Origin of the sequence: Streptomyces olindensis (genome assembly GCF_040645895.1) — a bacterium.
Taxonomy (GTDB): domain Bacteria; phylum Actinomycetota; class Actinomycetes; order Streptomycetales; family Streptomycetaceae; genus Streptomyces; species Streptomyces olindensis.
In genome coordinates this window covers 140,872-158,739 of sequence record NZ_JBEYZD010000013.1, presented here as the reverse complement: position 1 = coordinate 158,739, position 17,868 = coordinate 140,872, and the positions used below count along the sequence as shown (strand labels likewise).

The 17,868-nt window shown below is 71.1% G+C and carries 16 protein-coding genes and 1 rRNA gene; 8 read left to right on the top strand and 9 right to left on the bottom strand.

The window, feature by feature from the left end:
* Together ABZ948_RS11230 and ABZ948_RS11225 are read right to left on the bottom strand one after the other, a co-directional pair.
* A 16S ribosomal RNA gene (locus ABZ948_RS11230) occupies positions 1-92 on the bottom strand; the annotation flags it as partial.
* A gap of 525 nt (positions 93-617) precedes the next feature.
* On the bottom strand, positions 618-1,259 hold the full coding sequence (locus ABZ948_RS11225; RefSeq protein ID WP_359758647.1) for a DNA-3-methyladenine glycosylase: 642 nt from the start codon (positions 1,257-1,259) through the stop codon (positions 618-620).
* Positions 1,260-1,404: 145 nt separating this feature from the next.
* On the opposite strand from ABZ948_RS11225, the gene ABZ948_RS11220 reads away from it, so the two are divergent.
* The 3 genes from ABZ948_RS11220 (at position 1,405) to ABZ948_RS11210 (ending at position 3,496) form a co-directional block, all read left to right on the top strand.
* Positions 1,405-2,187 (top strand): sporulation protein, encoded by a 783-nt coding sequence (locus ABZ948_RS11220; protein WP_359758646.1) that lies wholly within the window; start codon positions 1,405-1,407, stop codon positions 2,185-2,187.
* A 51-nt stretch (positions 2,188-2,238) separates the two neighbouring features.
* Complete coding sequence (locus tag ABZ948_RS11215) at positions 2,239-2,778, top strand: YbhB/YbcL family Raf kinase inhibitor-like protein (RefSeq protein ID WP_359758645.1); 540 nt, start codon at positions 2,239-2,241, stop codon at positions 2,776-2,778.
* 211 nt (positions 2,779-2,989) lie between these two features.
* Entirely contained in the window at positions 2,990-3,496 is a 507-nt protein-coding gene (locus tag ABZ948_RS11210) for an HNH endonuclease (RefSeq protein WP_359758644.1), read from the top strand.
* Positions 3,497-3,558: 62 nt separating this feature from the next.
* On the opposite strand, the gene ABZ948_RS11205 is transcribed toward ABZ948_RS11210, so the two are convergent.
* The 3 genes from ABZ948_RS11205 to ABZ948_RS11195 form a co-directional block, all read right to left on the bottom strand.
* Positions 3,559-4,518 carry an SPFH domain-containing protein gene (locus ABZ948_RS11205; protein WP_031118970.1) on the bottom strand — a complete coding sequence of 320 codons (960 nt, stop codon included), beginning with the start codon at positions 4,516-4,518 and terminating at the stop codon, positions 3,559-3,561.
* Between the two features lie 131 nt (positions 4,519-4,649).
* Entirely contained in the window at positions 4,650-5,081 is a 432-nt protein-coding gene (locus tag ABZ948_RS11200) for an NfeD family protein (protein WP_359758643.1), read from the bottom strand.
* A gap of 96 nt (positions 5,082-5,177) precedes the next feature.
* Entirely contained in the window at positions 5,178-5,975 is a 798-nt protein-coding gene (locus ABZ948_RS11195; protein ID WP_359758642.1) for an ABC transporter ATP-binding protein, read from the bottom strand.
* A gap of 161 nt (positions 5,976-6,136) precedes the next feature.
* On the opposite strand from ABZ948_RS11195, the gene ABZ948_RS11190 reads away from it, so the two are divergent.
* A complete protein-coding gene (locus ABZ948_RS11190) occupies positions 6,137-6,925 on the top strand; it encodes an Rv1486c family protein (RefSeq protein WP_359758641.1) in 789 nt (262 codons plus the stop codon).
* Positions 6,926-7,126: 201 nt separating this feature from the next.
* Here ABZ948_RS11190 and ABZ948_RS11185 read toward each other — a convergent pair whose 3' ends face one another.
* The 3 genes from ABZ948_RS11185 to ABZ948_RS11175 all read right to left on the bottom strand — a co-directional run bounded on the left by ABZ948_RS11185 (position 7,127) and on the right by ABZ948_RS11175 (position 9,338).
* Positions 7,127-7,369: a chaplin gene (locus tag ABZ948_RS11185; protein ID WP_031118966.1), complete on the bottom strand. Its 243-nt coding sequence runs from the start codon at positions 7,367-7,369 to the stop codon at positions 7,127-7,129.
* 156 nt (positions 7,370-7,525) lie between these two features.
* Positions 7,526-8,167, bottom strand: coding sequence for a response regulator (locus tag ABZ948_RS11180; RefSeq protein ID WP_359758640.1), 642 nt, complete (start codon positions 8,165-8,167; stop codon positions 7,526-7,528).
* Entirely contained in the window at positions 8,160-9,338 is a 1,179-nt protein-coding gene (locus tag ABZ948_RS11175) for a GAF domain-containing sensor histidine kinase (RefSeq protein WP_359758639.1), read from the bottom strand. The genes ABZ948_RS11180 and ABZ948_RS11175 overlap by 8 nt, the downstream gene beginning before the upstream one ends.
* Before the next feature lie 279 nt (positions 9,339-9,617).
* Here ABZ948_RS11175 and ABZ948_RS11170 point away from each other — a divergent pair, with 279 nt between their 5' ends.
* The 3 genes from ABZ948_RS11170 (at position 9,618) to ABZ948_RS11160 (ending at position 12,438) form a co-directional block, all read left to right on the top strand.
* Positions 9,618-10,316: an SDR family NAD(P)-dependent oxidoreductase gene (locus ABZ948_RS11170; RefSeq protein ID WP_359758638.1), complete on the top strand. Its 699-nt coding sequence runs from the start codon at positions 9,618-9,620 to the stop codon at positions 10,314-10,316.
* Complete coding sequence (locus ABZ948_RS11165) at positions 10,313-11,362, top strand: S-adenosylmethionine:tRNA ribosyltransferase-isomerase (protein ID WP_359758637.1); 1,050 nt, start codon at positions 10,313-10,315, stop codon at positions 11,360-11,362. Before ABZ948_RS11170 ends, ABZ948_RS11165 begins: the two co-directional genes overlap by 4 nt.
* Before the next feature lie 347 nt (positions 11,363-11,709).
* A complete protein-coding gene (locus tag ABZ948_RS11160; RefSeq protein WP_359758636.1) occupies positions 11,710-12,438 on the top strand; it encodes a transglycosylase SLT domain-containing protein in 729 nt (242 codons plus the stop codon).
* Between the two features lie 91 nt (positions 12,439-12,529).
* On the opposite strand, the gene ABZ948_RS11155 is transcribed toward ABZ948_RS11160, so the two are convergent.
* On the bottom strand, positions 12,530-15,091 hold the full coding sequence (locus tag ABZ948_RS11155) for an ABC transporter ATP-binding protein/permease (RefSeq protein WP_359758635.1): 2,562 nt from the start codon (positions 15,089-15,091) through the stop codon (positions 12,530-12,532).
* Between the two features lie 243 nt (positions 15,092-15,334).
* Here ABZ948_RS11155 and ABZ948_RS11150 point away from each other — a divergent pair, with 243 nt between their 5' ends.
* On the top strand, positions 15,335-17,821 hold the full coding sequence (locus ABZ948_RS11150) for a streptophobe family protein (RefSeq protein WP_359758634.1): 2,487 nt from the start codon (positions 15,335-15,337) through the stop codon (positions 17,819-17,821).
* Positions 17,822-17,868: the final 47 nt, after the last annotated feature.

Here is a 17,868-nt window from a genome sequence, read left to right as displayed (position 1 = left end):
CTAATCCCCACCGAAGTGGTTCATCGTTCGACTTGCATGTGTTAAGCACGCCGCCAGCGTTCGTCCTGAGCCAGGATCAAACTCTCCGTGAATGTTTTCCCGTAATCGGGATGAACACCACGAGAGCGGTGCGAGAGGAGGAATAGTCCTCTCGCACACAGCGTCCTCGCTGTGTTTTTTCAAAGGAACCTCGACCATCGGTTGTCCGATGGACGGGGTATCAACATATCTGGCGTTGACTTTTGGCACGCTGTTGAGTTCTCAAGGAACGGTCGCTTCCTTTGTACTCACCCTCTCGGGCTTTCCTCCGGGCGCTTCCCTTCGGTCTTGCGTTTCCGACTCTATCAGATCTTTTTCTCGATCCGATTCCCTGTCGGCGGGATTTGCCGTCCGGCCCGGGCTTTCGCTCGTCGGCCTTTCGACATTCACTACGTTAGCCGATTCCCCGTCCAACTCATAATCGAGTCCGTCGGCGTCGAATTCAGGCATGCGGGCACGCCGAATTCGCCCCTGCTGAGGGGAGTCGCTAGGTAGTGGTTTGGCCGCTTCCGGCTGCTGGCGATTGCCGTACCCGGATCAAGCGGCTCGGGCTACATTACGCACCTTGCCTGGACGCGTCAACTTCGGCGGCGCCTCGGGACATGGGCCCGATAGGGGCTGACCGTCGGGTCGTTGGCGATCCAGAAGCGCCAGGGGTGCACGGCTCCCTCGCCGGCCACGCCGGTGCGGGGGCCGTTGAGTACCTGGTCGGAGGGCACGGGCGTGCCGGTCAGCATGCGGAGGGGGGTCTCCTGCGAGGTGCACGCGTCCGTACCGTCCAGGGAGCGGTCCACGTCCAGGGCCGTGGCCAGCCGGGCCGGGCCTTTGGCCAGTTCCTTGTCGTTGCGGGCCGAGAGTCGACGGGTGCGGGCGAGTTCGGCGCCCTCGATGATCTCGCCGGCGCGGAGCAGGACCGCGCTCGCCTTTCCCTCGGGGCCGCACACCAGGTTCATGCAGAACCACATGCCGTAGGTGAAGTAGACGTAGACGTGCCCGGGCGGACCGAACATCACGTCGTTGCGGGCCGTGCGGCCGCGATAGGCGTGGGAGCCGGGGTCGTCGGCGCCGTCGTAGGCCTCGACCTCTGTCAGGCGGAGGGCGATCGGACCGTCCGGGGTGGTGCGTACCAGGATGCGGCCGAGGAGGTCGGGGGCGACATCGAGGACGGGCCGGTCGAAGAAGTCCCTGGGCAGGGGCGTACGGTCGGGGGTCGCGATCATGCCGTCCGAGGGTACTGGAGACGGGTGGCGCGGCGGGGTGGCCGGTGGGCGCAGGCCTTGTCAGGGTGAGGGCATGGAACCGGCCACGGCCGGATCGCGTTTGTAGGGATCAAGGATCCACCCGTAGTGGGCGAGAGGGAGAGTCATGGCGTTCAAGAAGCTGCTCGCGAGCCTGGGGGCCGGCGGGGCTTCCGTCGAGACGGTGCTGCACGAGGTCAACGTCGTGCCGGGCGGTGTCGTCCAGGGTGAGGTGCGGATCCAGGGCGGGTCCGTGAACCAGCAGATCGAGGGGCTCTCGGTCGGGCTGCAGGCCAAGGTCGAGGTGGAGAGCGGCGACCAGGAGTACAAGCAGGACATCGAGTTCACGAAGTCGCGGCTGGGCGGCGCGTTCGAGCTCCAGGCGGGCGCGGTGCACGCGGTGCAGTTCGGGCTGGAGATCCCGTGGGAGACGCCGATCACGATGATCGACGGGCAGGCCCTGCGCGGCATGAACATCGGGGTGTCCACGGAGCTGGAGATCGCGCGGGCCGTGGACTCCGGTGATCTGGACCCCGTCAACGTGCACCCGCTGCCGGCGCAGAAGGCGATCCTGGACGCGTTCATCCAGCTGGGCTTCCGGTTCAAGAACGCGGACATGGAGCGCGGGGTCATCCGGGGTACGCGGCAGAAGCTGCCGTTCTACCAGGAGATCGAGTTCTACCCGCCGCAGCAGTACCGCGGGCTGAACCAGGTCGAGCTGAGCTTCGTGGCGGACCAGCACGCCATGGACGTGGTGCTGGAGATGGACAAGAAGCCGGGCCTGTTCAGCGAGGGCAGCGACACCTTCCGGTCGTTCCAGGTGGGACTCAACGACTACCAGGGGACCGACTGGGTCGCCTACCTGAACCAGTGGCTGTCCGAGGTCGGCAGCAAGCGCAACTGGTTCTGAGAAAGCCCTAGGCTCGGGTGGGACTGCAAGAACCGATCAGGAGGTACCGAGGTGACCGAGCTCAAGCGGCGGCCGCTCCCCCACGACTTCCATCCGCCCGTGCCGTCGTTCACGGTCGAGAGCAAGGACGTCCAGGAAGGGGCGACGCTCAAGGACGCTCAGGTCTACGCGGCCGGCAACACCTCACCGCACCTGCGGTGGGAGGGCTTCCCGCCGGAGACCAAGAGCTTCGCCGTGACCTGCTACGACCCTGACGCCCCGACGGGCAGTGGGTTCTGGCACTGGGTGCTGTTCGACATCCCGGCGTCGGTGACGGAGCTGCCGGTGGGTGCGGGCGGCGGCGCGTTCGAGGGGCTGCCCGAGGGCGCGATCCACGCTCGTAACGACTACGGCAGCAGGGACTTCGGCGGGGCCGCGCCGCCGCCCGGGGACGGGTCGCACCGGTATGTGTTCACGGTGTACGCCGTGGACCAGGAGAAGCTGGGTCCGGACGCGGACGCCAGTCCGGCTTTCGTCGGATTCAACCTGCGTTTCCACACCATCGCGCGGGCCCAGCTGATCGGTGAGTACGAGGTGCCCGCAGAAGGCTGAGCAAGCCGTCCTGGCGATCCCAGCGTTCACGGAACGTTTGCCCGCTCCTGGTCTTGGAATTGATCAGGAGCGGGCATTTTTGTTGCCGGGGGTCGCGGGGGTCACCCCCCGTGGGAGCAGCAGATATTGCGTTGTCCATCTCGGCGTGCCCGGCCAGAGTTGATCCCAGCCCGCCAGGGGGTGGGCCGGTGCACACGGGAGGTGGGCTGGTATGCGGGACACGCTGGTACTCAACGCGAGCTTCGAGCCGCTGTCGACGGTGACGCTGAACCGAGCCGTCGTTCTGGTGCTTCAGGACAAGGCCGTCGTCGAGCAGGCCCACCCCGAACTGCGCATGCGGGGAGCCGCGGTCGACATACCGGCGCCCCGTGTGATCAGGCTCTGCCAGTACGTACGGGTGCCGTTCCGAAGACGAGCGCCGTGGTCGAGGCGGGGTGTGCTGGTCAGGGACCGGCACAGGTGCGCGTACTGCGGGAGGCGGGCGACGACCGTGGACCACGTGGTGCCGCGGTCGCAGGGCGGTCAGGACACGTGGCTGAACACGGTGGCCTCGTGCGCGGAGGACAACCACCGGAAGGCCAATCGGACTCCGGAGGAGGCGGGGATGCCGCTGCTGCGGGAGCCGTTCGAGCCGACGCCCGCGGATGCGATGCTGCTGGCGCTGGCGCAGGAGGACTTCGCCGCGCTGCCGGACTGGCTGGCGCTGGACGCGGCCTAGCCGAGCCGACGTGCGAAGGGGCCCGCTTCTCTTGGGAAGCGGGCCCCTTCGCATGGGTCGCGTCAGTCGATGGACGGCTTCTCGCGGCGTTCCTGGGCGGGGACCTGGGCTCCGGTCGCGCCGCCGTTGCCGCCGGAACCGCCGCCGATGCCGCCGAAGTTGCCCATCGCTCCGGAGAGGCCCTTGAGGGCGTCGCCGATCTCGCTGGGGACGATCCAGAGCTTGTTGGCGTCGCCCTCGGCGATCTTCGGGAGCATCTGGAGGTACTGGTAGGAGAGGAGCTTCTGGTCCGGGTCGCCGGCGTGGATGGCCTCGAAGACCGTACGGACGGCCTGGGCCTCGCCCTCGGCGCGCAGGGCGGCGGCCTTGGCCTCACCCTCGGCGCGCAGGATCTGGGACTGCTTCTCACCCTCGGCGCGCAGGATCTCGGACTGCCGGACACCTTCGGCCTGGAGGATCGCGGCGCGCTTGTCGCGGTCGGCGCGCATCTGCTTCTCCATCGAGTCCTGGATGGAGGTGGGCGGCTCGATGGCCTTCAGCTCGACGCGGTTGACGCGGATGCCCCACTTGCCGGTGGCCTCGTCGAGGACGCCGCGCAGGGCCGCGTTGATCTCCTCGCGGGAGGTCAGGGTGCGCTCCAGGTCCATGCCGCCGATGATGTTGCGGAGCGTGGTGACGGTGAGCTGCTCGATCGCCTGGATGTAGCTGGCGACTTCGTAGGTCGCGGCCCGGGCGTCGGTCACCTGGTAGTAGATGACGGTGTCGATGTTCACGACCAGGTTGTCCTGGGTGATCACCGGCTGCGGCGGGAAGGGCACGACCTGTTCGCGCAGGTCGATGCGGTTGCGGATGGTGTCGATGAACGGGACGACGATGTTGAGGCCCGCGTTCAGGGTCCGGGTGTAGCGGCCGAACCGCTCCACGATGGCCGCGCTGGCCTGTGGGATGACTTGGATCGTCTTGATCAGGGCGATGAAGACCAACACCACCAGAATGATCAGGACGATGATGACCGGTTCCATCGTCGTTCCCCGTACCCTTCTCCGCCTCGGCGCCTTCGGCAGATCTTATGGTTGTTGAAGATCTTGCTGGTCGAGTCTGACAGACCGTCGCGTACCTCGCGAGGAGTTCTCACCAGTTACGTCGTGCGAGGTCACATGACGATCGCAGTCGCTCCCTCGATGTCCACGACATCCACTTCCTGGCCCACTTCGTAGGCGCGGTCGGTGTCGAGGGCGCGGGCCGACCAGACCTCTCCGGCCAGCTTGATCCGGCCTCCGGAGGCGTCGACGCGTTCCAGGACGACGGCTTGTCTGCCCTTCAACGCGTCCACGCCGGTGGCGAGTTGGGGTCGTTGGGCGCGATGTCGGTTCGCGATGGGGCGTACGGCCGCGATGCCCGCGGTGGAGACGACCGCGAAGACGACGACCTGGGCGACGGCCCCGCCGCCGAAGACGCCGGTGGCCACCGCCGCGGCGATGGCGCCCACCGCGAGCATGCCGAGTTCGGGCATCGCGGTGACCACGAGCGCGATGCCGAGCGCTGCCGCGCCGATCAGCCACCACAGCCATGCGTCGATTTCCACATGGTCATGGTAGGTCCGCGGGCCCTGTCGCCGACAGGGCGCCCAGCGTGTGAAATGCCGTTCTTACCCTGGGATTTGTGGGGCGCGGGGGCCGGGTCAGGACAGCGGGAGGCCCTGCGCGGTCCAGCGGTCGCCCACCTGTTCGACGACGAGGGGGAGGCCGAAGCAGAGGGAGAGGTTGCGGGAGGTGAGTTCGAGCTCCAACGGGCCCGCGGCGAGGACCTTGCCCTGGCGGATCATGAGGACGTGGGTGAAGCCCGGGGGGATCTCCTCGACGTGGTGGGTGACCATGAGCATCGAGGGGGCGATGGGGTCACGGGCGAGCCGGCCGAGGCGGCGGACGAGGTCCTCGCGGCCGCCGAGGTCGAGGCCGGCGGCGGGCTCGTCCAGGAGCAGCAGCTCGGGGTCGGTCATCAGGGCGCGGGCGATGAGGGTGCGCTTGCGCTCGCCCTCGGAGAGCGTGCCGAACTTGCGCTCCAGGTACTCGCTCATGCCGAGGCGGTCGAGGAAGGCGCGGGCGCGCTGCTCGTCGATCTCCTCGTAGTCCTCGTGCCAGGTGGCGGTCATGCCGTACGCGGCGGTCAGGACCGTCTCCAGGACCGTCTGGCGCTTGGGGAGCTTCTCGGTCATGGCGATGCCGGCCATGCCGATGCGCGGGCGCAGCTCGAAGACGTCGGTGCCGGGCTGGCCGAGGGTCTCGCCGAGGATGGCGGCGGTGCCCGAGCTGGGGAAGAGGTAGGTGGAAGCGAGGTTGAGGAGGGTGGTCTTGCCCGCGCCGTTCGGGCCGAGGATGACCCAGCGCTCGCCCTCCTTGACCGACCAGGAGACCTGGTCCACCAGAGCCCGGCCCTCGCGGACCACGGATACGTCCTGAAGCTCCAGAACATCGCTCATGAGCGCGTTGTCTCCCCTTGCAGTGTGGCCGGTCTCGGCTGTCGCGTACGCCTGTGGCTCGGTCCGCCGCGCCGGTGGGCGCAGCCCTCCATGAAATCTACGCCACCGGTCGGCCGGGACATTCCCTCGGTCCGGTCCTTGGAGGGTCCTAGGGTGGGAGCATGCTCACGGAACCGCGCGCTGGACGTCTCGCAGCATGGGGAAATGCCCTTTTGGCCGGACTTGTCTCGCCGGATGACGCCGTGCTTGCCATCGTCGGCGAGGACGCGGTGCACCGGGTGGCGGGGCTGCCCGGGGAGTCGGCGCCCGTCGGGCTCACGTTGGCGCTGGGGCGGCTGCGGGCGCTCGGGGTGACCGGGCTGCGGGTGGCGCTGCCCGCGCCGGGGCATCCACTGGGGCTGAGCGGACCGCCGGAGTTCAACGCGCGGGCGCTGGACGCCGAGGAGGCGGTGGTCTGTTACGGGGCCGCGCTCGGGCTGGTGCCGGAGGTGCACGAGGCCGGGCCCGAGGGTGATGTGCATGTCGAGGTCGTGTGGCACGTGCTGCCCGTGCGGGAGGCGCCGCCTGCGGATGTGCCGTCGCTGGGTGAGGCGGAGCGGGAGCTGGCGGAGGCCCTGCGGGAGGCGACCGAGGCGCTGACGCGGCTGGATGTGGCCGGGTCGGGGCCGGTGGCGGAGGCGGCGATCGATGCGTACCGGGCGCGGGCCGAGCGGGGGCGGGAGGTGCTGGCGCCGGGGTATCCGCCGCGGGCGGTGCGGGTGCTGGAGCTGGCGCAGCGGGTGGGGACGCTGATCGGGGTGGCCACGGAGAGTGGGCACGGGGGTGCGGTGAGTTCGGCTGAGATCTTCGCTCGGCGGGAGGCGTTGCGGCCGGTGGAGCGGACGGCTCGGCGGGCGCAGGTCGCGGCGTACAACTCCGTTGTGGAGGAGCGGGAGCGGGGGGTGCGGTGATGCGGTGTGGGGTGGTGCTCGGCGTTGCGGCCGGGGTCACGGCGTTGCGCAACCCGGCGCTGCGGGGTGCAGCCTGCGCCCACCCGTGCCGCCCCAGCGGCACGACTGCCCGCAGGCTCGGCCGGGCAGAAGACTGAGCGGCCTCCCGGGTGTTCCCGGGAGGCCGGTGTCACCTCCGGCTCGGGGGCGGAGGTGGGGGTGTCAGTGGTTGACGGCGGAGTTGCCGAAGGCCGGGTTCAGGATGCCCACGACGTTCACGCTGTTGCCGGACACGTTGACCGGGACGTGCACCGGCGCCTGGACGACGTTGCCCGAGCCGACGCCCGGGGAGCCCACGGCCTGGCCGTCGGCGTGCGCGCTGGTGGCGGAGGCCATGCCCGCGCCCGCGGCCAGCAGGCCACCGGTCACCATCGTCACGGCCGCTGCCTTCTTCAGGTTCTTCACTTCTGAGCCCTCCTTGCGATTGCCGCGGCAGGCGCCGCAGCACGCACTGGAGAACGGCGGAGATCCACCGAGGATGCGCCATGTGAGGGACATTCCCACGACGGTATGAATCTCAGTCCGGAATGGAACCCTCCGTGTTGCCGTGGGGTGAGCGTGTCAGCCGGTCACACCATGGCGAACGGCCCACAGGGCGGCCTGTGTCCGGTCGGACAGGTCGAGCTTCATCAGGATGTTCGAGACGTGGGTCTTGACGGTCTTCTCGGAGAGGACGAGCGCGCGGGCGATCTCCCGGTTGGAACGGCCGTCCGCTATCAGGCCGAGCACCTCGCGCTCCCGCTCGGTGAGGGAACCGCCCCTGCCGGGCCCGGAATTGGCCTCCTCCTGGGAGAGCAGCGCGCCGGCGACCTCCGGCTGGAGCAGGATGTGCCCGGCGTGCACCGAGCGGATGGCTCCGGCGAGGGCGTCGGGGTCGACGTCCTTGTAGACGTACCCGGCGGCGCCCGCGCGCAGGGCGGGGACCACCGTGCGCTGCTCGGTGAAGCTGGTGACGATCAGCACGCGCGCGGGGTTGTCGAGTTCGCGGAGTCTGCGCAGGGCGTCGACGCCGTCCATGCCCGGCATCTTGACGTCCATGAGGATCACGTCGGGCCGCAACTCCTCGGCGCGGTCGACTCCTTCGGCGCCGTCGGCCGCCTCGCCGACGACCTCGATGTCGTCCTGCACTTCGAGGAACGTGCGCAGGCCCCGGCGGACGACCTGGTGGTCGTCGACGAGCAGGACCTTGATCGCGTCAGCCACCGGGGACCTCCATCTCGATCGTGGTGCCCTTGCCGGGCACCGATTCCACGGTCAGCGAACCGCCGGCGCCACTGGCCCGGTCCCGCATCGAGACCAGGCCGAGGTGGCGCCCCGCGCGGCGGACCGCCTGCGGGTCGAAGCCGCTGCCGTCGTCCGTGACCCGCAGGACGGCTCCGCCGCCGCGGCGGTCCAGGGTCACGTCGACGTGGTCGGCGCCGGAGTGCCGCAGGGCGTTGTGCAGGGCTTCCTGGGCGACGCGCAGGAGCGCCTCCTCCTGGGAGGCGGGCAGGGCCTTCACGCCGTGGCCGGAGAAGGTCACGCGGGCGCTGTGGGCGCGGTCGAGGACCTGTATCTGCGTGCGCAGGGTGGCGACCAGGCCGTCCTCGTCCAGGGCTGCGGGGCGCAACTCGACGACCGCCGCGCGCAGTTCGTCGGCGGCCTCGGCGGCCAGCGCGGCCACTTGCTGCAGTTCGCCCTTGGCCCGGGAGGGGTCGCGGTCCACCAGGCGGGCGGCCGCCTGGGCCGTCAGGCGCAGCGAGAACAGCTTCTGGCTGACCGCGTCGTGCAGTTCGTGGGCCAGGCGGGAGCGTTCCTCGGCGATGGTCAGTTCGCGGCTGCGTTCGTACAGGCGGGCGTTGGTGAGGGCGATCGCGGCGTGCTGGGCGAGGATGCCGAGCAGTTCCTCGTCGTCCTGCGTGAATCCGCAGCTGTCCTCGGGCTTCGGGCCCGGGGGGTGTGGGGGGTGTCCCCCCGCAGGACGCAGCTTGTTGGCGAGGAACAGCGCGCCGATGACCTCGTCGCCGTCCCGGATCGGCAGGCCCAGGAAGTCGACCAGGTCCGGGTGGGCCTTTGGCCAGCCCTCGAAGCGGGGGTCCTTGCGGACGTCGGCGAGGCGCTCGGACCTGGCCTCGTGCAGCATCGCGGCGAGGATGCCGTGCTGGCGCGGCAGGGGGCCGATGGCCTTCCACTGCTCCTCGCTGACGCCGTCGACCACGAACTGGGCGAAGCCGCCGTGGTCGTCGGGGACGCCGAGCGCGGCGTACTGCGCGTCGAGCAGCTCGCGGGCCGAGGCGACGATCGTCTTGAGGACGTCGCGCACCTCGAGATGCCTGCTCATGGCCAGCAACGCGGAGCTCACCGCGGCGAGGCCGGACCGGGGACCGTGGCTCATGTCCTCACGGTACCGGCGGGCTGTGACAGCGCGGATCGGACCGGTGACGGTGGAGTCCCGGCCGGTGGGCCTAGGTCGCGGGGCCGAGGCCGAGTCCCGGACATTGCGTTCGCGGCGTGATCCGAACGACAGGCCCTTTGCGGACACGACCTAGGTCCAGGGGCGGCGGGCCCGTGGCGTAGGGCGAAGGGACCCGGTGGGTTGCGGCCCGGGGCCGAGGCGGCCCGGGCGGTCCCGTTCCTACGTTGAAGGCACGCGATCACGACGAGGGAGCTGATCATGCCGGTTGCGATCATCACCGGGGCCTCCAAGGGGCTGGGGCGGGCGCTCGCCGAGGCCCTTGCCGGGCGTGGCTGGGATCTGGTGCTCGACGCCCGGGGCGCCGAGGCCCTGGCGGACGCCGCCGAGGCCGTATCCGCGCACGGCACGCGTGTGACCGCCCTGCCCGGGGACGTCACGGACGCCGCGCACCGGGCGGAGCTGGTGGCGGCGGCGTGGCGGCTGGGCGGGGTCGACCTGCTGGTGCACAACGCGAGCGCGTTGGGCGCCGAGCCGCTGGTGCGGCTGGAGGAGCTGCCCCTCGAGGGACTCGGGCGGGCACTGGAGGTGAACCTGGTGGCGGGGCTGGGCCTGGTCCAGGAGGCGCTGCCGCTGCTGCGGGCGTCGGAGGCGGGGACCGTGGTGGCGGTCACTTCGGACGCGGCCGCCGAGGCGTACGAGACGTGGGGCGGCTACGGGGCCTCCAAGGCGGCACTGGACCACCTGGTGGCGGTGCTCGCCGTGGAGGAGCCGGGGCTGCGGGTCTGGGCGGTGGATCCCGGGGACATGGCCACGGACCTGTACGCGGCGGCCGTACCGGACGATCCCGAGCCGCGGCCGGAGCCGGCCGCCGTGGTGCCGGGGTTCCTGCGGCTGCTGGACGAGCGGCCGGCGAGCGGGCGGTACGGGGCTCCGGCGCTGGTGGACGGGGCCCGATGACCCTGGCCGTGCGCGTGCCGGAGGAGTTGTCGGCCCGGGTTCCCGTCGAGCAGCGGGGGCCGGGGCTGGACCGGGATGCCGTACGGATGCTGGTGTCCCGGGGTGCCGAGGTGGCGCACCACGCGTTCACGGAGCTGCCGCGGCTGCTGCGGGCCGGGGATCTGCTCGTGGTCAACACCTCGGCCACGCTGGCGGCGGCCGTCGACGGATGGGCCGGGCACGCGCGCGTGGTGGTGCACTTCTCGACCCGTGGGGACGACGGCCGCTGGGCGGTGGAGCTGCGGGAGCCGGACGGGCGGGGCACCACGCGCGCGCGTGCGGCCGCGCCCGCGGGGACGGAGGTGTGCGTGGGCCTGCCGGGGGGTGTACGGCTGGTCCTGGAGGAACCGCTGAGCGGGCGGAGCGAGCGGCTGTGGTGGGCGCGGGTCTCCGGGGGCGGGGTGCCGGGGCTGCTGCGGGAGCACGGGCGGCCCATCCGGTACGCCTATACGGAGCGGGACCAGCCGCTGGCCGTCCACCAGACGGTGTTCGCGCTGCCGTCCGGGGACGGGGAGGGCAGTGCGGAGATGCCGAGTGCGGCGCGGCCCTTCACGGCGCGGCTGGTGACGGAGCTGGTGAGCCGGGGGGTGCGGTTCGCGCCGGTCACCCTGCACACGGGGGTGGCGTCGGCGGAGGCGCACGAGCCGCCGTATCCGGAGCGTTTCGCGGTGCCCGAGGCGTCCGCGGGGCTGATCAACGCCACGAAGGCCGGGGACGGCCGGGTCATCGCGGTCGGCACGACGGCGGTACGGGCCGTGGAGTCGGCGGCGGGCGGTGACGGGGTCGTGCGGCCGCGGGCGGGGTGGACCGATCTGGTGGTGACGCCGGCGCGCGGGGTCCGCGTGGTGGACGGGCTGCTGACCGGGCTGCACGAGCCGGAGGCCTCGCACCTGCTGATGCTGGAGGCGGTCGCGGGGCGGGCGGCGATCGAGCGGGGCTATGAGGCCGCGCTCCGGGGCCGGTACCTGTGGCACGAGTTCGGGGACGTGCACCTGCTCCTGCCGTAGCCGGCCGGACCCTCACACAGAGCATCGCTTGTGCAACGGGCCGTGAGACCGGGCGTCGCCCGATGTGAGCCCGCGCATAGGACGCACGTCACGTACGAAAGTGCGTAGGAGACAAAGCCCCACCTATTGAGCGGCACAGACAGTCCAATCTGCCCCGATTTGCCCCTCCCTGATCCACTATCGGGCATCGTACGTCACACCTTTGCCACGCCATTTTGCGGCCGCTAAGAATTGCTGGCGTCGCTCAGCGCCGTGGGTTCTCCCCCGCGGCGTTCGTGTCGGAAGCACAACCGTCCAACGCCGGACGCCGAGCGACCCCCGCGCTATTCGAAGAGGTCCACAGCAGCATGCCCAAGAACATCTTCAGCCGTGTTCAGAGTCGTAGCCTGACCCGTCATCACAAGATCGCCATGGCCGGTGTCGCCACCCTCGGCGCCGTCGCCATCGGGGTCTCCGCGGTGCCGAGCGGCGCGTCGACCAAGACCACGACCGAGGCCGCTCAGCCGGCTGCGGTGGCGTTCAGCACCGAGCAGATCAAGGACGTCAAGGCGAGCGTCACCGACCAGATGGCCGGCGCCAGCCTGAAGGCCGAGCAGATCGCGGCGAAGAAGAAGGCCGACGCCGCGGCCGCCGCCAAGAAGAAGGCCGCCGCCGAGGCGGCGAAGAAGAAGGCCGAGGCCGCGCGCAAGGCCAAGGAGGCCGCGAGCCGCGACGCCAAGCGCGCCCAGGTCAAGAAGGCCGCCGCGAAGAGCTACCCGAACAACCTCGACGGCTGGATCCGCGAGTCGCTCGACGTCATGAAGAAGCACGGCATCCCCGGCTCCTACGACGGCATCAAGCGCAACATCATCCGGGAGTCCTCGGGTAACCCGAAGGCGATCAACAACTGGGACATCAACGCCATCAACGGCGTCCCGTCGAAGGGCCTGCTGCAGGTCATCCCGCCGACCTTCAAGGCCTACCACGTCCCCGGCACCTCCTGGGACATCTACGACCCGGTCGCCAACATCACCGCCGCCTGCAACTACGCGGCCGACAAGTACGGCTCCATGGACAACGTCTTCGGCGCGTACTGAGGCTGGCGCGGACCTCTGCTCGCTGAACCGAACGCCGAAGGGCGGCACCCTACTGACGGGGTGCCGCCCTTCGGGCGCGGTGGAGCGGTGACTACTTGCGCATGACCTCGGGCTCGTGGCGGCGCAGGAAGCGGGCCACGAAGAAGCCGCAGATCACGCCGAGGGCGAGCAGCGCGCCCATGTCCATGGCCCAGGCCCCGACCGTGTGCTCCCACAGCGGGTCGTTGTCACCGGCCGTCTCGGGCGGGCTGATCTTGTTGAAGTCCAGCGTGGCACCGGAGGCGGCGACCGCCCAGCGCGACGGCATCAGGAACGAGAACTGGTTGACGCCGATCGAGCCGTGCAGCGTGAACAGGCAGCCCGTGAAGACGACCTGGATGATGGCGAACATCACCAGCAGCGGCATGGTCTTCTCGGCGGTCTTCACCAGCGACGAGATGATCAGGCCGAACATCATCGACGTGAAGCCCAGCGCCATGATCGGGATGGAGAGCTCGACGAGGGTCGCGCTGCCGAGGACGAGCCCCTCCTCGGGGATCTCCCGGCTGGAGAAGCCGATGACGCCGACCAGCAGGCCCTGCAGCACGGTGATCATGCCGAGCACGAACACCTTCGACATCAGGTACGCCGACCGCGACAGGCCGGTCGCGCGCTCCCGCTCGTAGATCACCCGTTCCTTGATGAGCTCGCGGACGGAGTTCGCCGCGCCCGCGAAGCAGGCGCCGACCGCGAGGATCAGCAGGACCGTCGTGGCCGTGCCGTTGGGGATGATCCGGCCGGTCTGCGGGTTCTCCGGGTTCGGCAGCAGACCCCTGTCCGCGTCGATGAGCAGGCTCACCGCGCCGAGCACGGCCGGCAGGATCACCATCAGCGCCAGGAAGCCCTTGTCGGACGCGATCACCGAGACGTAGCGCCGGACGAGCGTGACGAACTGGGACATCCAGCCCTGCGGCTTCGGCGGCTTCATCGCCTGCATGGGCGCAACCTGTACGGACTGCGGCGCGACGGCGTCGATGTCCGCGGCGTACATCTGGTAGTGCTGCGAGCCCTTCCAGCGGCCCGCCCAGTCGTAGTCGCGGTAGTTCTCGAAGGCGGAGAAGACATCGGCCCAGGTGTCGTAGCCGAAGAAGTTCAGCGCCTCCTCGGGCGGGCCGAAGTAGGCCACGGAACCGCCGGGCGCCATCACCAGGAGCTTGTCGCACAGGGCCAGCTCGGCCACGGAGTGGGTGACGACCAGGACCGTACGGCCGTCGTCGGCGAGGCCGCGCAGCAGCTGCATGACGTCGCGGTCCATGCCCGGGTCGAGGCCGGAGGTCGGCTCGTCCAGGAAGATCAGCGACGGTTTGGTGAGCAGCTCCAGGGCCACCGAGACGCGCTTGCGCTGGCCGCCGGAGAGGGACGTGACCTTCTTGTCCTTGTGGATGTCGAGCTTGAGCTCGCGCAGCACCTCGTCGATGCGGGCCTCGCGCTCGGCGCCGGTGGTGTCGGCGGGGAAGCGCAGCTTGGCCGCGTACTTGAGGGCCTTCTTGACGGTCAGCTCCTTGTGCAGGATGTCGTCCTGCGGGACCAGACCGATGCGCTGGCGCAGCTCGGCGAACTGCTTGTAGAGGTTCCTGTTGTCGTAGAGGACCTCGCCCTGGTTGGCGGGGCGGTAGCCCGTGAGCGCCTTGAGCAGGGTCGACTTGCCGGAACCGGACGGGCCGATGACGGCGATCAGCGACTTCTCCGGGACGCCGAAGGAGACGTCCTTGAGGATCTGCTTGCCGCCGTCGACCGTGACGGTCAGGTGGCGGGCGGAGAAGGACACCTCACCGGTGTCGACGAACTCCTCGAGCCGGTCGCCGACGATGCGGAACGTCGAGTGGCCGACGCCGACGACGTCGCTCGGGCCGAGCAGCTGCGAGCCGCCCTTGGGGATCGGCTGGCCGTTGACGTACGTGCCGTTGTGCGAGCCGAGGTCGCGGATCTCCATGCGCCCGTCGGGCGTGGCGTGGAACTCGGCGTGGTGCCGGGAGACCTGCAGGTCGGAGACGACCAGTTCGTTCTCCAGGGCACGGCCGATGCGCATCACGCGGCCGAGGGAGAACTGGTGGAACGTGGTCGGGCTGCGGTCGCCGTAGACCGGCGGTGCCCCCGCGACACCGCCGGGGCCCTGCTGCTGCGGGATGTGCGCCGCGGGCTGCTGCGGCTGCTGCTGCTGCCAGCCGGCCTGCGGGGCCTGCTGCTGCGGTGCCGCCTGCTGGTGGGGCGCCTGCTGCTGCGCCTGCTGGGCGGGGGCCTGCTGCGCCCAGCCGGGGTTCGCGCCCTGCGCGGCGTACGGCTGCTGCTGAGGCTGGGCCTGGGGTGTTGCGACGGAGGCCGCGGCGCCGGAGAGGTTCAGGCGCGGTCCGTCGGTCGCGTTGCCCAGGTTGACGGCCGAGCCCGGGCCGAGCTCCATGTGATGGATCCGCTGCCCCTGCACGAACGTGCCGTTGGTGCTGCCGTGGTCCTCGATGACCCAACTGCGGCCGTTGAAGCTGACCGTGGCGTGGCGCCAGGAGACCCTGGCGTCGTCGAAGACGACGTCCCCCTGCGGATCACGTCCGAGGGTGTATGCCCTGGACGGATCGAGCGTCCAGGTACGTCCGTTTGATTCCAGTACGAGTTCCGGCACTCCATGCCCCACTGAGTTGTCCCCCGAGTTATCCCCCGACATGGGGAGTCTAGGGATGTCGAACATCGGGGGGAACTATTTCAGGAGCGGCCCCCTGACCGAAAGTCGGGCCTTGTGAAGCGCGCGTTCGGACGCATCAGCCGATTCCGTTGACGGGGTTGAAAACGGGCCGGAGAGTGGTATTTCGACGCGAGGGGGACATGAGCGGTGTTCCCCGCCGCGCAGCGGATCGGGGGGTCTGCCATGGGTGGTGCCACAGGGTTCGACGGGGCGAGGGGCGACGCGCGCGTGCCGTGGGGGGACGTGCTGATGTCCGCCGTCGCCGCCGTGAGCTGGGCGTTGATCGGGATGGCGGGGACGGCGGCGCTGGGCCTGCGGCTGCTGGAGGCGGATGCGGCGGGCTCGTTGGGGCCGATGACGGCGGCGGTGGTGGCGCTCGCCGCGGGGGGTTCGGTCACGCCGTCCGGTGACGTGTCGGCGTTCGGCCTCACGAGCGCCGAGGCGGACACGGCCATCGAGATCACGCCACTGGGGGTGAGCCTGGTCGGGGCGGTGCTGCTGTCGTACTTCTTCCTGCGGTCCTTGCGGGCGGCGGGAGTTGTGATATCGCCGGCCGAACTCCTCGCCCGCGTCGGGGCGTTGGTCGCGCTGTTCGTGGCGATGCTGGGCGGGCTCGCCTGGGCGGGGCACGACGTCATCACGATCGACGGCGGTGCGCTGGGTCTGGATGACGTGACCGGCGGGGGCGGGGGCGTCGAGGTTCCGGGGCTGGGGGACATCGGGGGGCTGCTGCCGGACCGGCTCGGCGACCTGGTCGACGCGCAGGCCTCGGTCGGTTTCACGGTCGACACCGCGCCCACGCTGCTCGGCGGGTTCCTCTGGTCGGCCGGGATCCTCGCCATCGCCCTGCTGGCCTCGCGCCGCACGCCGCTGCCGCGGGGCTGGGAGGCCGTGCACCGGGTGGTACGGCCGGCCGTATCCGCGGTGGTGACCGTGCTGCTGGTGGCGGTGGCGGCGGGGCTCGCCGCGGCGGGGTACGCGGCGATCGGCGACGACCATCCGCGGCGCATCGCCGGGGCGGCGCTGCTCGGGGCGCCGAACGGGGTGTGGCTGGGCATCCCGATCGGCCTGCTCGTGCCGTGGGACGGCCGGGCGACCGGGGAACTGACCCGGTTCCTGCCGGACCCGCTGGACGACCTGCTCGCGGTCGGCACCGACCAGCCGGTGACGCTGGGCCGACTGGCGGAGCTGGACGGCCGCGTGTGGCTGCTCGGAGTGGCGGCGGCCCTGACGATGCTGCTGGCCGGGGTGCTGATGGCGGCACGGACGCCGGTGCCGGTGGGGGGCGACGGGGCAGGTGCTGTGGGGTCGGGGGTGGAGGCCGGGTGGGGTGCTGTGGGGCGGGGTGCTGTAGCGGGGCATGGGTCGGTGGGGTGGTCTGTGCAGGTCGGGAGCACTGGGGGTTCCGGCGGTTCCGCAGGTATCGGAGATTCCCGGGGCTCCGGGGGTTTCGGCAACTCGGGGGGCGTGGGGGGCTCGAAGGGTTTCGGGAGCGCCTTGGGCGTACGGGGTTCGGGCGCGCTCGGTTTCGCGGGGTGGTGTGCGCTACGGCTGGGGATCGCGACCGCGCTCGCCCTGCCCTTGCTCGCGTGGCTGACGGAGGTGTCCGCGACCGCGTCCCTGTCCGTGCTCGGCTTCGACGCGTTCGGCGCGGGCATCGAACTGCACGGGCACCTCGGCATGGCACTGCTACTGGGCGCGGTGTGGGGTGCGGGGGCCGGGGCCGTCGGGGCGCTGCTCGCGTGGGCGAGCGGGGCAGCGGGGCGGGCGGCGGCGCCGCTGGCCCGGGAGGGAGGGGTGAGCGGGGCCGAGTGGCCGAGCGGCGTTGGTGGGGTCGGCATTGCCGGTGGGGCGGGCATCGCCGGTGGGGAGGCCGGCAGGGCCGGTGGGAAGGCCGGCAGGGCCGGTGGAGTAGGCGGCTTGGGTGGAGCGGGGCAGACGGGAGGTGCCACGGCGGGGCCGGGGGTGGGGTGGCCCGGGCAGGCGGGACCGGGGACTCCTCGGCCGGACACCGGGCAAGCAAGGCCGGGAGCCCCTGCCGGTCCGGCCGGTCACGGTGTCGGAGCCGGTCCGGCCCAGGACCCGGGCCGCGGCCGCACGGGCAGCCCACCGCCACCGCACGGCGGGGAACCCGGCCCCTACGCCCCGGGGGCGCCGTACCGGCCGCCGAACCCGGCCACCAATCCGTACCTCCGGGTGCCGGAGGAACTGCGCGAGCCGGAGGACGCACGGCCCCCCGGCGACGCCGCCCGGCACGATCGGCCCCCTCGGCCGGGCGGGCGCCCTCACCGGCCACGGCAGCCGGGAACTCCACGCCCCGGTGAGCCCAGGCCCTCGCATGACGCCCGGTCGGGCGGTGACCTCGGGAGGGAGGGTGACTCACCGAGGGAGGAAAACTCCGCGACGACTGCCAGCTCTCCGGCGGCCAATGACTCCACAAGGCACGACGACTCCCCCAGGGCCAATGACTCCGCAGAGCACGGCGACTCCCCGGAGGCCGGTGACCTCTACGGCGCGCCCACCGTGGCGCGGCCGGTCGGGCCGCCTCCGCGTAGGCCCCGGCAGCCGCCCGGGCCCAGGGGTGGGAACGGGCCGCCGGCCCGGCCGGACGACGGGCCGCCGCCTCCGCCGCCTCCCCCGCCGCCTCGGAAACCACGGGGCGGGAGGTGATCCCGGGGGGACAGGGACGCCGTACCGGTACGTAAGGTTCACGCCAT